The sequence below is a fragment of the Arthrobacter sp. 18067 genome, assembly GCF_902706295.1.
GTDB lineage: Bacteria > Actinomycetota > Actinomycetes > Actinomycetales > Micrococcaceae > Arthrobacter.
The window spans coordinates 25,938-39,379 of sequence record NZ_CACSJJ010000021.1 but is presented as its reverse complement, the minus strand read 5'-3'; the positions used below and the strand labels follow the sequence as shown (position 1 = coordinate 39,379).

The window sequence follows — 13,442 nt, the reverse complement described above, 5'->3', positions numbered from 1 at the left end:
GCCAACCCAGATGACTTGAGGGCGGGTGGCGGCTCCCTTAGCGTGAATGACTCGAGATATGCCTCTCGTTTTACGGGCTCGGGATCGTTTGGGGAAGATGTGGATGCTGTAAGGATCGTCGAAGGTGAAGTCCGCGAGCTGATTCGACGTCGCGGGCTGGATCCCCTCGAGCAGGCCGCGGATGTCAGGCGGCTTGTGGAAGCGGCCGTCAACGACTACGACGAACGGGCGCTCCTGGGACCCCTTCCTCCTTTGGGGCATCTTGATGCTGCGAGGAGACACATCTTCGATGCCGTTGCCGGATTCGGGCCGCTGCAGCCCCTCCTGGATGATGCCGCGGTAGAAGAGGTGTGGATCAACGCGCCGCACGAGGTCTACGTTGCCCGCAATGGTGAATCCGAACTGACAGCCATCAGTCTCAATGAGCAGCAGGTTCGCGACCTCGTCGAACGGATGCTTAAGAGCTCCGGGCGCCGGCTGGATCTGTCCTCACCATTCGTTGACGCCGCGCTGCCAGACGGTTCCAGGCTGCACGTAGCCATACCTGACATCACCCGGAAGCATTGGGCTGTCAACATCAGGAAGTTCATCGCAAAGGCGAGCCGTCTTGAGCATTTGGTGGAGCTTGGAAGCCTGACCCCGCAAGCCGCCCGGTTTCTGGGAGCTGCAGTGGCCAGCGGGCTCAACATACTGGTGTCGGGTGCCACCCAGGCGGGGAAGACCACTATGTTGAACTGCCTTGCCGCCCACATTGGTTCCCGCGAACGAGTCATTACTGTGGAGGAAATCTTCGAACTGCAACTACCGCTGCGCGACGTGGTCGGGTTGCAGTGCCGCCAACCCAACTTGGAAGGTGAAGGTGAAATACCGCTTCGGCGGTTGGTCAAGGAGGCGCTTCGAATGCGGCCGGACCGGCTGGTAGTGGGCGAGGTGCGTGAGGCGGAAAGCCTTGACATGCTTATTGCCCTTAACTCGGGCTTGCCAGGCATGTGCACTGTCCACGCCAATTCCGCACATGACGCGGTCACCAAGATCTGCACGCTCCCTCTACTGGCAGGTGCCAATATTTCCAGTGCCTTTGTGGTGCCCACGGTGGCATCCTGCATTGACCTCGTAGTGCACTGCAGCCGCCATTCCACGGGGCGCAGACAGGTGACCGAAATTCTCTCCCTGGGGCGAAGGGTGGAGAACGGCATCATTGAGTCCTCAGGCGTATTCGGGATGGTCGCCGGGCAACTGCAGCCTAGGTCCAACTCCATGCCTGCAGCGGAGAAGTTTTCCCGTGCGGGCTTCGATGTAGCCGCGCTTCTGGAGCTGAACTGATGGCGCCCCTGCTCGGTATTCTCTTCGGCCTGGGTGTCTTCCTGGTGTGGTGGTCCGCGTGGGTGCAGCCGCCGGTGGAGACCAAGGAAGCAAGGCCCCGACGCCTGGACCTGCTGCTCATGTCGGCTGGAATTGAGAAAGTAACCGGTGGTGGACTTCTTCTCACCTGCGCGGGCTTCGGCCTTTTCGCACTGCTCGTGTTCTTCGTTGTCACTGGATCGCCCCCGGTGGCCGTGTGCTTTGCGATATTCGGTTCATGGATTCCCCCTGCTGCAGTCCGGTGGCGGGCAAGAAAGCGCCGGGCAGCACTTCGCCTGCTGTGGCCCGATGTTGTCGACCACCTGCGCTCAGCAATACGTGCCGGTCTGGCACTGCCGGAGGCACTCATTCAATTGGGACACAAGGGGCCCGAAGAGCTCCGGGTATTGTTCTTGGATTTTGGGGCCGATTACAGGTCGGGTGGCCACTTTGAAGCCGCGCTGAACAGGCTCAAGGAACGGCTGGCTGATCCGGTGGCGGACCGCATCATCGAGGCATTGAGAATGACCCGTGAAGTGGGTGGCTCGGACCTCGGCCGGATGCTGGGCATCCTCTCGGAGTTCCTCAGGGATAGTGCCCGCACACGCAGTGAGCTTGAGGCTCGACAGTCATGGACCATCAACGCCGCGCGGTTGGCTGTTGCTGCGCCTTGGATAGTGCTGGTTGTCATGGCCAGCCGGCCTGAAGCAATGCTTGCCTATAACTCGGGCGTGGGAGCAATGGTGCTGCTGGGAGGGCTCTTGGTCTCGGTCATCTGCTATTCCGTGATGCTCCGTGTTGGTGCATTGCCTGAAGACGAGCGTGTTCTTCGATGAGCACCTCGATGGCCCTCGCCGTGCTCTGCGGATTAGTGCTTGGGGCCGGTTGTTGGCTCGTCCTGGTGCGGCTGCCTTTCATGCGTGCGACCACATTTTCGGACCGCATCGAGCCCCAGTTGAAGTCCCGCAATCTAGAGTCGCGCCTCCTGCGGAAACCAACTTACAATCTCACGCCGTTCGGGCCGCTGGAACGGATTCTCCGCCCGATCATCGGTGACGCTGTCACGTACCTGTCCCGCTTCAACCTAGGGTCGGCGGCGCTGGGAAAGAAACTCGCTCGCGCTGGTTCTCCGAAGTCCACGCCGGATTTCAGGGCCGAGCAGCTTATGTGCGCCGGTGCAGGCTTTGTGCTCACGGTGCTCACGGTGCTCGTCGTAGCGGTCAGCGCTGCCGCAGGCCAATTCAGCCCGGCGTTCTCATTGGTTTCTGTCGTCGCAGGTGCAGCGGGCGGTTACTTGCTCCGCGACTACGTACTGGGACAGAGAATCAAACGGCGCGAATCAGCAATGCTGTCCTAGTTTCCCAGTCTCGCGGAGTTGATGGCGCTCGCAGTCGCTGCAGGGGAGAGCGCGATGGGCGCCATGGACAGAGTCAGCCGCAGTTCCCACGGTGAGCTTTCGACAGAGTTTGAAATCGTCCTTGCCGACACCCGGTCCGGGAAGCCCCTCGCTGAGGCACTTCAAGCCTTCTCCTCAAGGTCGGAACTGCCTCCCTTAGTCAGGTTCTTCGACGGTCTTGTGGTCGCCGTCGAACGGGGGACACCGCTGGCAGATGTCCTCCGGGCACAGGCTGCAGATGTCCGTGATGCCGCAAAGCGGGAACTCATGGAATCTGCCGGCAGAAAGGAGATTGCCATGATGGTGCCCTTGGTTTTCGGAGTGCTGCCACTCACGGTCGTTTTTGCCGCGTTCCCGGCCCTTGCTGCTCTGGAAATGCGTCTTTAGGACGTCCACAACACCATCTGACCAACTCACGATGAATCCGTATACCGCACTATTCGAATTGGAAAACCATGAAGCAAATTGCAAGATTTCTGTCCACCGCATCGATCATGATCATTGGCTGCGCCTCGTGGCTCATGGCGACCACTCTGAGAGGGATGGCCCGACACGAAGACCGTGATCGCGGCGACGTCCCAGGCTGGGTCATGATTACCCTGATGTCGGCCGTGCTGGTCGCCGGGCTTCTTGCCCTTGCCACGCCGGCACTGAGGGGCATGTTCGAGCAGGCAATGAGCAAGGTGGGCAAGTAGGGAATGTGGTGTACCAGCGCCGCTGCTGCGTCGCTTGCCGCGGGTCAGCGGCAGGGAGCCACCGAGGAGCGCGGGTCGGCCATCGTGGACTTTGTCCTGGTCGGGGCGCTATTGACCGTGTTCTTCATGGCGATCGTTCAGCTCACACTGGTGCTGCATATCCACAACACGCTCATTGATGCCGCAGCTTCCGGCGCGCGCTACGGAGCGCTGGCGGACCGCACGACGGCAGATGCCCGAGCCCGGACTGCGCAGCTCATCGACACGGCGTTGAACAGCGATTTTTCCCGGGACATTTCCTGTTCCGAGGTCACAGTGGACGGCGTTCGTGCCTTGGAGGTGACCGTGAAGGCACCAATGCCGGTTGTCGGCCTCGCAGGTCCGGGGGGATTGCTGGAGGTGAAGGGGCATGCAGCACTCTCCGGATAAGCCAATCAAGAGGGTGCTGGACGCCTTCCTGCGGAGGCTGCGTGAGGCATTGTGCCTGCCTGCCGGGGTGGCCGACGAGATCGGGGACCGGAATCGGACTTGCCAGGCGCAAAAGGGCAGTGCCGTCGTGGAATTCACCTTCCTGGCGGTGCTGCTCATGGTTCCGCTGGTCTACTTCGTGGTGACAGTAGGCCAGATCCAAGCCGGGTCGTTCGCGGTAGTCGGGGCTGCCGACCAGGCCGCCAAAGTCTTTGTGACAAGCACGGACGCCAAGGGTGCACGGGCGGCAGCTGAGGGCACCGTCCTCCTTGCCCTGAAGGACTACGGTCACATAGCGAACCAAGCCAGTATCGAGATCGCATGCGATCGAACGGACTGTTTGTCGGCAGGAGCAAGCGTGACGGTGACTGTGGACCTGGATATACCTCTGCCCCTGATGCCGTTCGCGGACTCGCTGCACTTGAACGCCGCTCGACTGAGTGCGTCGTCGACCCAGATCGTGGGGCGTTACCAATGACATCGCTGCGGCGTCGCGGCGGCTGCCTTCCCGTCGGTAAACCACGCGAAGATGGGCAGATAGGTGTTCTCGTCATTGGCTACGTTGTGTTGGCGCTCCTTCTGGCCACCGTGGTCATGGCTGCTTCGGCGGTCTACTTGGAGCATAAGAAGTTGCTGTCTTTGGCGGACGGAGCGGCCTTGGCGGCCGCTGACTCTTTCATGGTGGGCGATATTGGGGGAGGGAGCGTTCCCTCCCCGTCGCTGGTGGAAGAGCGCGTCAAGGCGGCCGCGGGCTCCTACCTGACGGACAGCGGTGCCTTCGGGCGTCATGATCATCTGGTTCTCACGGCCGGTACGGGAAGCGAACCAGGCGGTACGGCGGTGGTGGTTCTGGCAGCTGTGGCGCATCCTCCGGTGATCAGCTTCCTGTTGCCCGACGGAATCCTCGTTGAGGCCAAGTCCGTCGCCCGGTCATCCTTGACCCAGTAATGGTCCGGCATGGAACCATGGGCGCCGTCGGGGGAGTGCGGTGGATAGCGTACGCTGGGATGACCATGGCTGAGATAGATTTTCCCGCAGAAATCCGCGCACTTCGCGCAACTTACAGCTCCATCGAGAACGTCACTGATGTTGATGCCCTCAAGGTTGAGATCGCAGAACTGAGCGAGCAGGCCGGAGCTCCGGACCTTTGGGACGACCCCGCTTCGGCCCAGGTGATCACGTCGCGGCTGTCCCATAGGCAGTCCGAAGTTGAGCGCCTTTCCAAGCTTGCTTCCAGGATTGACGACCTCGAAGTCCTGGTGGAACTCGGCCAGGACGAGGGCGACGAAGACTCCATGGCGGAAGCTGCGAAGGAACTGTCCTCCATACGCAAGGCTCTGGCGGAACTCGAAATCACCACGCTGTTGTCAGGCGAGTACGACGAACGTGAAGCTGTAGTTACCATCCGGGCCGGCGCCGGCGGCGTTGACGCTGCAGACTTCGCCGAGATGCTCATGAGGATGTACCTGCGTTGGGCCGAACGCCATGGCTATCCCACCACCGTGATGGACACCTCCTACGCGGAAGAGGCAGGCCTGAAGTCCGCCACTTTCGAAGTCAAGGCACCTTATGCATTCGGTACGTTGAGCGTCGAAGCAGGCACCCACCGGCTGGTCCGCATCAGCCCGTTCGACAACCAAGGACGACGGCAGACATCCTTTGCGGCCGTAGAGGTTATCCCGCTGATCGAACAGACCGATTCCATTGAGATTCCCGACAACGAAATCCGCGTCGACGTCTTCCGCTCGTCGGGTCCGGGCGGCCAGTCGGTCAACACCACCGACTCGGCAGTGCGGTTGACTCACATTCCCACGGGCATCGTGGTCTCGATGCAGAATGAAAAGTCCCAGCTTCAGAACCGTGCCGCTGCCATGCGGGTGCTTCAGTCCCGATTACTGCTGGTCAAGAAGGAACAACAGGACGCCGAAAAGAAGGCCCTGGCCGGAGACGTCAAGGCGTCCTGGGGTGACCAGATGCGCTCCTACGTTCTCAATCCGTACCAGATGGTCAAGGACTTGCGAACAGAACACGAAGTGGGGAACACCTCGGCAGTGCTGGACGGCGACATCGATGACTTCATTGACGCCGGCATCCGTTGGCGTACGGGCAACCGTAACGCCGCTGCCAACTAAGACGGTGAGGGCCGGGGTCTGGTTCGTGCTGACCCTGGGGATTCCGCGACACGCCCCTCAAAGGGCCGGAAACCGGGTCCGCCCGTGCGTATAGTCGAGTGGCCGGTGCTCTCACTTCCCCCATCGAAAGCCCGCGCTCCGGCTGTTGGACTGGGCGACTATGTCATGTCCGGCGGGGTTCTAAAGGGCCATGATCAGATTTGAGAATGTCACCAAGGTCTACGAGCAGAATGCCCGACCGGCGCTCGACTCTGTCAGCCTTGAGATCAACCGCGGCGAATTCACCTTCCTGGTGGGCGCCTCGGGCTCAGGAAAGTCAACCTTTCTGCGACTGATCCTGAAAGAAGACAAGGCCTCTTCCGGATCCGTGTATGTTGCCGGCCAGAATGTTGCCAACATTTCGAGTTGGCGCGTGCCCAAGCTCCGGCGCGGCATCGGCGTTGTTTTCCAGGACTTCCGCCTCCTTCCGCAAAAGAACGTGTTCGCCAACGTTGCCTTCGCCATGCAGGTCATCGGCAAGAGCCGCTCAATCATTCGCGAAACAGTTCCTGAGGTCCTGAAAACTGTGGGCTTGGAGGGCAAGGAACGCCGCATGCCCCACGAACTTTCCGGTGGCGAGCAGCAACGCGTGGCGATCGCCCGCGCCGTCGTCAACCGTCCCGGCATCCTGTTGGCGGACGAACCGACGGGAAACCTGGACCCCATCACCTCGATGGGAATCATGGGAGTCCTGGACAAGATCAACCAGAACGGCACCACGGTAGTCATGGCAACCCACGACGACGACATCGTCAATGAAATGCGCCGCCGCGTGGTGGAGCTCAAGAACGGCAAGGTCATTCGAGACGAAGCCAAGGCCCTTTACACCTCGATGATTCCGGTGGTTGGCGAATCCCGCCGGCTGCGGGACGCCAGTGGCGAGGAACTCAACCGTGCACAGGGGGCGCAGCTGTGAGGCTTCTGTTTATCTTGGGGGAAATCGGCAGTGGCCTGCGCCGAAATCTTTCCATGGTGATTTCCGTGGTCCTGGTGACGTTCGTTTCCCTGACGTTCGTGGGTGCTGCCGGGATGCTGCAAATGCAGATCAACCAGATGAAGGGCTACTGGTACGACAAAGTCCAGGTGGCAGTCTTCCTTTGCAACGACGGTTCGACGGCGGTTGGTTGCGCTTCGGGTCCGGCCACCAAGGAGCAGCAGGCCAACCTTCAGGCGATGCTCGAGTCGCCGGCGGTCAAGCAATACATCAACGATTTCCAGTTCGAATCCCAGGCCGAGGCCTACACCCACTTCAAGGAACAGTTCTCCAATTCCCCGATTGTGGATTCGGTCTCTGAGGACCAACTGCCGGCATCCTTCCGGATCAACATGAAGAACCCTGAGAAATACCAGATCATCAGCGAGACGTTCTCTTCCCAGCCGGGAGTCGAGACTGTCAGCGACCAGAGGCAGGTCCTGGAGCGCATCTTCTCCTGGATGAACGGGGCGTCGGTTGCGGCGATGGGTGTGGCCGTGGTGATGATCTTCTGCGCGGTTTTGCTTATCACCACCACCATCCGGCTCTCGGCCTTCAGCCGACGGCGGGAAACCGGAATCATGCGGCTGGTGGGCGCCTCCAAGACGGTCATCCAGCTGCCTTTCATCCTGGAAGGTGTCATCGCAGCTGTTGTGGGGGCGGTGTTGGCTTCGGTCACGCTATGGCTCATGGCACACTTCTGGCTCAACGGCGACTTGTCCACGCAGTTCCTCAACACACCGTTTATTTCCTCTACCCAAGTGCTGGTGATCGCACCGGTGCTTATTGCCCTTGGCGCCGGGCTTGCCGGGATATCCTCGCTTTTGACGCTCCGGCGTTATTTGAAGGTCTAGCGCAATGAAAACTTTGACTCAATTGACAAACACGATGACGACGGAAAAGGACTCCTGATGACCACGTTGGACCCGACATCCCTGCGTCGGCGCCTTGCGTCGGGCAATGCTCGGATTCTAGGTGCAGTTCTCGCTGTGGGTCTGGCTGTCAGTCTCCTGTCCGGCGCTCCGTCGGCGCGGGCCGACAACCTTGAAGACCAGCAGGCCGCACTCGAAGCAGAAGCGGCCCGCGTCCAGGCGTCCCTCGAGTTTGTCGACGCCAACATCGCCAAGGCCGCCGGCGACCTCGTGATCTACCAAGGCCGCCTTCCAGGTGCGCAGCAGGCCCTGCTTGAGGCCCAAGGCAGGGTGGCGAGTGCGGTCAAGGAAGTCGAGGCATTGGCGGCGAGGGTTGAGCTTGCCCAGCAGAACAAGGCCAAGATCACCGAGCAGCTGGAAAGTGATAAGCAGAAAATCACCGACACCAAGAAGCTGATCGGCCAGATCGCGTCACAGGCTTATAAGTCCGGTGGCGTCCCGACCAATATTGCCCTTCTGTTCGGGTCCAGCGAGTCCGGCAACCTTACTGAGTCCATGGATTTGGCAGACCAGGCCATGCGGAGCCAGAACGCTGCAATGACCAAGCTGACCCAGCAGAACGCTACCAACGTGAACTCGCAGGCGAGGCTGGTAGCTGTCGAAGAGGAGATTCAGGACCTCAAAGCGAAAGCGGATGCTGCGCTGGCACGGGAAAAGTCGGCAAGGGACGAGGCGGCGAGCAAGAAAGCCGAAGTCGACAAGCTGATCGAAGACACCACCCGCCTGAACGGGCAACTTCAGGCGGCCAAGCCTGGCATTGAAGCGAACCTTGCCCGAGTGAAGGCCGAACAGGACACGGTTGCCGCCGAGATCGTGGAGCGGGACCGGAAACTCAGGGAAGCCTGGGAAGCAGAGCAGCGTCGTCTTGCCGAAGAAGCTGCCGCTGCCGCAGCAGCCGCAGCTGCCGCCCAAGGGCGGCCTGCGCCTCCGGAGCAGCCGTACGTTCCTCCGGCTGCGGGTTCGCCATCTGCCTTTGGATTGCGTCACCCGTTCGCAAGCTATGTGCCCATCACCTCCGGATTCGGCTGGCGCGCAACCCCGCCCGGCACGATCGACTTCTACGGTACTGGCGGGTACATGCACACCGGCATCGACTTCGGTGCGGCATGCGGCACGCCCGTCTATGCGGCAGCGGCAGGCGAAGTCTTCAACTCAGGCTGGAACTCGGCCGACGGCGGTGGCTGGCGAGTGAAGTTGTCCCACGGTGTTGTCCAAGGGAACTCACTGACCACTATCTACTACCACAACAGCAGCATCGTGGTGGCGAATGGACAGAGGGTCTCTGCAGGCCAGCTCATCGCATACTCGGGAAGCACCGGTAACTCGACTGGCTGCCACGCGCACTTCGAAACGTGGCTGAACGGCTCCGCAGTGGATCCGATGAACCTTCTCTAGCATGGGGTTAGCGCGGGCGCCTCGTCGTGCTGGCGTACACTAGTTGAAATCCGCATCTAACAAGGAGTTCTACCGTGCCCAAGGAAAGTGGCCGTAAGGTAGTGGCCACCAATCGGAAGGCCCGGCATAACTACCATGTCCTGGACACCTATGAGGCAGGTATCGCCCTCATGGGAACAGAAGTGAAGTCCCTCCGTGAAGGCCACGCTTCCATGGTGGATGGCTTCTGTACCTTCTACAACGACGAGTTGTGGATGGAGGGTATTCATATCCCTGAGTATCACCAAGGGAGCTGGACCAACCACGCTGCGCGCCGGCGTCGTAAGCTCTTGCTGCATCGTGAGGAACTGGACAAGATCTCGCAGAAGATCCGCGAATCCGGTTTTACCGTGGTCCCGCTCCAGCTGTACTTCCTGGACGGCCGGGCCAAGGTGGAAATTGCCATTGCCCGCGGTAAGAAGGACTACGACAAGCGCCAGACGCTGCGTGAGCAGCAGGACAAGCGTGAATCCCTGCGTGAGCTGCGGGAACGCAACCGCCGGTAGGCGCCACGCCAACCGCGTCCGGGGAATGTACCAACGGATGAATGCGTTATGATGGGTAGTCCGACGGGAACTCGATTTATTCGATGTCCCAGTCGGGTTTGGTAACAAAATACGGGGATGATCGGTTTCGACGATGTTAGTCGCGACAGGTGAAGCGGGCCGAGGATGCAGAATTATCTCGTAAACGCTGTCTGCAAACCAATAAGTGCCGAATCTAAGCGCACTGACTTCGCTCTCGCTGCCTAAGCAGTAAGACAGTCCGTCAGCCCGGGGTTGCTATCGCCCCGGTTCCTGGCGTCATTTAGATAGCCACTGCTGTTTGCCTTCGTCATTGAGGTAAACGGGACTCTTAGATGACTGGGCCCGGATCAGCCACCTGTTCGCAGGATGGCTGGGGCCGAGAAAATCCGACGCGAACTGCGCCCGGAGAAGCCCTGACAAAACGACATCGGACGGGGGTTCAATTCCCCCCATCTCCACCCCGGAAAGCCCTCGGATCCTCGTGATCCGGGGGCTTTCTTTTGCCCGGGACGCTTTGTGAATGCCCGGGACGCGTTGGCGTTCACCCACGGCGTACCGAACCCAGGACTACCGGAACCGGTTTGGCCGTTGAACTGGATAGGCGCCGAAACATGGTGGAGCGGTGGCAGGAGGCACGTGGTGAGCACTGAGCCGGAGTTCGAACGGCAAGACCAGGAGGACGAGCAAGCCCTGGACGCGTACTCGCGGATCGTGATTCGCGTGGCCGAGTCAGTAACGCCCCATGTTGCCGCCATAGAGATGACCAGCACGGGCCGCCGAGGTCAGGTCCGCGTGGGCAGTGGCTCGGCCGTAGTCTTCACTGGTGACGGGTACATGCTGACGAACGCACACGTTGTGGCGGGTATCCAATCCGGCCGGGCTGTCTTCGCCGACGGCAAGCGTACGGATGTGGAACTCGTGGGCGCAGACCCCTTGTCCGACCTGGCCGTCGTTCGTGGGCTGAAGTCCACCCCGCCACCGGCCTTGTTGGGCAACGCCGACACGCTGCGGGTTGGGCAGCTGGTCATCGCCGTGGGCAATCCGTTGGGCTTGGCCGGTTCGGTGACCGCGGGGGTGGTCAGCGGATTGGGCAGGTCCATTCCTGTCCGGGCGGGTGAGCACAGACGCGTCATAGAGGATGTCATACAAACGGACGCCGCCCTGAATCCCGGGAACTCCGGTGGTGCATTGGCCGACACTAGGGGGCGCATCGTCGGCATCAACACGGCTGTGGCAGGGCTGGGCCTCGGGCTGGCAGTGCCCATCAACACGACTACGCAGCGCATCATCGCCTCGCTGCTCAGGGACGGCCGGGTTCGACGTGCGTATTTGGGTTTGGTGAGCACGCCAATACCACTTGATGCCAGTGCCGTAGTGCGGACGGGGCAGAAAGAGGGCCTGCGCGTGGTGGAGGTGATTCCCAACTCTCCGGCGGAGATGTCCGGACTCCAACCGGGGGACCTGGTGTTGCGCGCCCTAGGGCGGGCAGTGTCGAGCGCCGAGAGCCTTCAGAAGCTGTTGTTCGAGGACGCCATCGGTGAACCCTTCCCTTTGACAGTGCTCAGGGAAGGAAAGGCGCTGCAGATCATCGCAGTGCCCTCGGAAATGAGCCAGCAGCAATGAGGGCGAGCTAGGCCTGGTTCTCCGGAACGTCGACGACGCCAACGAAGCGGCTGCCCACACCTTCGTATTCGCTGCGTACTTCGCCCAGGAAGAGCTTGGGGAGGTCGCTGTTCCGGTGGGTGCCGCAGTAGACGAAGGAAAAGTCCGGCCACCATTTCTTGGGGCGGATCGCCTCGGAGTAGCCGCACACAGCACAGGTCAGATGAACCCAGACGGGGCGTTTGCCGGTCCGGTTGGCACGCGACTGTACCAGCCAGGCCGGGGGATTGTCCTGCATGTCGCGGAGCTCGGCCTCGGAAAGCCGGGACGGAATGCCGTGGCGTTGGGCCATTTCCATCGAAATATCAAGGGCCAATGCGGCATCACGTCTGCTAATCACCATTCAACGATACGGGACTTCCCGGGCGTAGGCTGTGCTCATGACTGACGCAGCGGCCTTGCTACCCAGTACTCCGCTCCAGAAACGCGTACTGGTGGTGGCAATTGTGGCGTCGTTCATCGCCATACTCGATGGATTTGTGGTGAATCTCGCACTGCCGGCCATCGGGAGGGAACTGGGCGGCGGACTGGTGATCCAGCAGTGGGTGGTGGATGCGTATCTGCTCACCCTTGGTGCGCTGATCCTGGTGGCCGGCTCTCTGTCCGACCATTTCGGCAGGGCACGAATCCTTGAATGGGGCCTCGCAGGCTTCGCAGCGACGTCGGTGTTGTGCGGGCTGGCCTGGACTGGAGAAGTACTGGTGGTGTCGAGGGCACTTCAGGGCATTGCCGGCGCCTTGTTGGTTCCGAGCTCGCTGGCCATGATCATCACGTCGTTCTCAGGTCCCGCGCAATCGAAAGCCATTGGCCAGTGGTCCGGTTGGACCAGTGCGGCAGCGATCGTGGGGCCACTGATTGGCGGGATGGCCGTGGATCTGCTCTCCTGGCGTGTCATCTTCTTCATCAACGTCATCCCCGCTGTTGCCATCTGGCCGATGCTGGCCGGACTCCGGACGTCCGACGCAGCGAGGGACAAGAGCAAACGCATTGACTACCTTGGTGCATTTCTGGCCATGGTGGGCCTTGGCGGTCCCGTATTTGCTTTCATCGAGCAAGGGCGTATGGGCTGGGGCAGCATCCAGGTGTGGGGACCCCTCGTGGTGGGCATTGTGGCCATGGCGCTCTTCCTGGTCCACGAAGCCAGGACGGCGGAGCCCATGCTGCCACTCAGACTTTTCGCCATCCGCAATTTTGCTTGGGGGAACCTTGCGACACTCGCCATCTACGGCGGAATTTCCCTCGGATTCTTCGTACTGGGAATCTATCTGCAGCAAGTAGGCGGCATGGCGGCCACGATGGCGGGCATAGCCCTGCTCCCGGGCACGGTCATCCTCATGCTCTGTGCGTCGTATTTTGGTGGCCTTGCCGGAAAATACGGCCCCCGCTGGTTCATGACCGTGGGTCCGCTGCTGTGCGGGGTGGGCTTCCTGCTTTCCCTGTCCGTCCAGGAGCCGCTGGATTATTGGACCCAGGTGCTCCCGGGACAGATCGTCTTCGGCCTGGGCCTTGCGACTCTCGTGGCGCCGCTGACGGCCGCCATTCTTGGTGCTGTCCCACCGGAGGAAGCAGGGATCGGCTCGGCAGTAAACAATGCAGTAGCCCGCATCGCCGGGTTGATCACGATTGCCTTTGCGGGGCTGATCGTGGGACCGGTCTTTACCCGGCAAGGGCTTTACAACGCCCTGCTGGTGACAGCGGGACTGTTCGTGCTCGGGGCGGTGGCATCCGCCGTCGGAATCCGAAACCCTCCAAAGACTGCGGCGCCGGCCGCTGGCAGCGAACCGGATGCAGCGTCCGACGACGGCGGGGCGGTCGGGCTGCCCAACTGACCTCATGCGGGGCT

General features: G+C 61.1%; 14 protein-coding genes, 1 other RNA gene and 1 pseudogene. 15 read left to right on the top strand and 1 reads right to left on the bottom strand.

Translation table 11 applies throughout. From position 1 onward, the window contains the following. The first annotated feature begins 99 nt into the window (after nucleotides 1-99). From GVL04_RS19220 to GVL04_RS19155, 14 genes and pseudogenes are all read left to right on the top strand, one after another. Nucleotides 100-1,323, top strand: a complete 1,224-nt coding sequence (locus tag GVL04_RS19220; protein WP_159707489.1) for a CpaF family protein — start codon at nucleotides 100-102, stop codon at nucleotides 1,321-1,323. After that, nucleotides 1,323-2,177, top strand: a complete 855-nt coding sequence (locus GVL04_RS19215; protein ID WP_159707487.1) for a type II secretion system F family protein — start codon at nucleotides 1,323-1,325, stop codon at nucleotides 2,175-2,177. The genes GVL04_RS19220 and GVL04_RS19215 overlap by 1 nt, the downstream gene beginning before the upstream one ends. After that, nucleotides 2,174-3,124 (top strand): annotated as a pseudogene (locus tag GVL04_RS19210) (type II secretion system F family protein). The gene GVL04_RS19215 and the pseudogene GVL04_RS19210 overlap by 4 nt, the downstream one beginning before the upstream one ends. A gap of 68 nt (nucleotides 3,125-3,192) precedes the next feature. After that, a complete protein-coding gene (locus tag GVL04_RS19205) occupies nucleotides 3,193-3,432 on the top strand; it encodes a hypothetical protein (RefSeq protein ID WP_235036367.1) in 240 nt (79 codons plus the stop codon). Nucleotides 3,433-3,435: 3 nt separating this feature from the next. Then, nucleotides 3,436-3,861 carry a TadE family protein gene (locus tag GVL04_RS19200; RefSeq protein ID WP_159707485.1) on the top strand — a complete coding sequence of 142 codons (426 nt, stop codon included), beginning with the start codon at nucleotides 3,436-3,438 and terminating at the stop codon, nucleotides 3,859-3,861. Further along, nucleotides 3,842-4,378, top strand: a complete 537-nt coding sequence (locus GVL04_RS19195; RefSeq protein ID WP_159707484.1) for a hypothetical protein — start codon at nucleotides 3,842-3,844, stop codon at nucleotides 4,376-4,378. Before GVL04_RS19200 ends, GVL04_RS19195 begins: the two co-directional genes overlap by 20 nt. Further along, nucleotides 4,375-4,848, top strand: a complete 474-nt coding sequence (locus GVL04_RS19190) for a pilus assembly protein TadG-related protein (RefSeq protein WP_159707482.1) — start codon at nucleotides 4,375-4,377, stop codon at nucleotides 4,846-4,848. Before GVL04_RS19195 ends, GVL04_RS19190 begins: the two co-directional genes overlap by 4 nt. Nucleotides 4,849-4,913: 65 nt before the next feature. After that, nucleotides 4,914-6,032: a peptide chain release factor 2 gene (gene prfB / locus GVL04_RS19185; RefSeq protein ID WP_159707480.1), complete on the top strand. Its 1,119-nt coding sequence runs from the start codon at nucleotides 4,914-4,916 to the stop codon at nucleotides 6,030-6,032. 190 nt (nucleotides 6,033-6,222) lie between these two features. Further along, nucleotides 6,223-6,987 carry a cell division ATP-binding protein FtsE gene (ftsE, locus tag GVL04_RS19180; protein ID WP_017198501.1) on the top strand — a complete coding sequence of 255 codons (765 nt, stop codon included), beginning with the start codon at nucleotides 6,223-6,225 and terminating at the stop codon, nucleotides 6,985-6,987. Continuing rightward, nucleotides 6,984-7,898, top strand: coding sequence for a permease-like cell division protein FtsX (gene ftsX / locus GVL04_RS19175; RefSeq protein ID WP_159707478.1), 915 nt, complete (start codon nucleotides 6,984-6,986; stop codon nucleotides 7,896-7,898). Before ftsE ends, ftsX begins: the two co-directional genes overlap by 4 nt. Before the next feature lie 57 nt (nucleotides 7,899-7,955). After that, complete coding sequence (locus GVL04_RS19170) at nucleotides 7,956-9,371, top strand: M23 family metallopeptidase (protein ID WP_159707476.1); 1,416 nt, start codon at nucleotides 7,956-7,958, stop codon at nucleotides 9,369-9,371. A 74-nt stretch (nucleotides 9,372-9,445) separates the two neighbouring features. Further along, nucleotides 9,446-9,916, top strand: a complete 471-nt coding sequence (gene smpB, locus GVL04_RS19165; protein ID WP_026540087.1) for an SsrA-binding protein SmpB — start codon at nucleotides 9,446-9,448, stop codon at nucleotides 9,914-9,916. A 113-nt stretch (nucleotides 9,917-10,029) separates the two neighbouring features. Next, nucleotides 10,030-10,398, top strand: a transfer-messenger RNA (tmRNA) gene (gene ssrA / locus GVL04_RS19160). A gap of 175 nt (nucleotides 10,399-10,573) precedes the next feature. Continuing rightward, on the top strand, nucleotides 10,574-11,560 hold the full coding sequence (locus GVL04_RS19155; RefSeq protein WP_159707474.1) for a S1C family serine protease: 987 nt from the start codon (nucleotides 10,574-10,576) through the stop codon (nucleotides 11,558-11,560). Between the two features lie 7 nt (nucleotides 11,561-11,567). Here the strand turns inward: GVL04_RS19155 and GVL04_RS19150 are convergent, their stop codons facing one another. Next, on the bottom strand, nucleotides 11,568-11,942 hold the full coding sequence (locus GVL04_RS19150; protein WP_235036357.1) for a hypothetical protein: 375 nt from the start codon (nucleotides 11,940-11,942) through the stop codon (nucleotides 11,568-11,570). A 31-nt stretch (nucleotides 11,943-11,973) separates the two neighbouring features. On the opposite strand from GVL04_RS19150, the gene GVL04_RS19145 reads away from it, so the two are divergent. Further along, nucleotides 11,974-13,428: an MFS transporter gene (locus GVL04_RS19145; protein ID WP_159707472.1), complete on the top strand. Its 1,455-nt coding sequence runs from the start codon at nucleotides 11,974-11,976 to the stop codon at nucleotides 13,426-13,428. Nucleotides 13,429-13,442: the final 14 nt, after the last annotated feature.

Bases quoted from the DNA above. Each gene is read 5' to 3' on its own strand.
- GVL04_RS19205 (WP_235036367.1), top strand. From the start codon at position 3,193: ATGAAGCAAATTGCAAGATTTCTGTCCACCGCATCGATCATGATCATT.
- GVL04_RS19170 (WP_159707476.1), top strand. From the start codon at position 7,956: ATGACCACGTTGGACCCGACATCCCTGCGTCGGCGCCTTGCGTCGGGC.
- ftsE (WP_017198501.1), top strand. From the start codon at position 6,223: ATGATCAGATTTGAGAATGTCACCAAGGTCTACGAGCAGAATGCCCGA.
- GVL04_RS19150 (WP_235036357.1), bottom strand. From the start codon at position 11,942: ATGGTGATTAGCAGACGTGATGCCGCATTGGCCCTTGATATTTCGATG.
- GVL04_RS19200 (WP_159707485.1), top strand. From the start codon at position 3,436: ATGTGGTGTACCAGCGCCGCTGCTGCGTCGCTTGCCGCGGGTCAGCGG.
- GVL04_RS19190 (WP_159707482.1), top strand. From the start codon at position 4,375: ATGACATCGCTGCGGCGTCGCGGCGGCTGCCTTCCCGTCGGTAAACCA.
- GVL04_RS19215 (WP_159707487.1), top strand. From the start codon at position 1,323: ATGGCGCCCCTGCTCGGTATTCTCTTCGGCCTGGGTGTCTTCCTGGTG.
- prfB (WP_159707480.1), top strand. From the start codon at position 4,914: ATGGCTGAGATAGATTTTCCCGCAGAAATCCGCGCACTTCGCGCAACT.
- GVL04_RS19195 (WP_159707484.1), top strand. From the start codon at position 3,842: ATGCAGCACTCTCCGGATAAGCCAATCAAGAGGGTGCTGGACGCCTTC.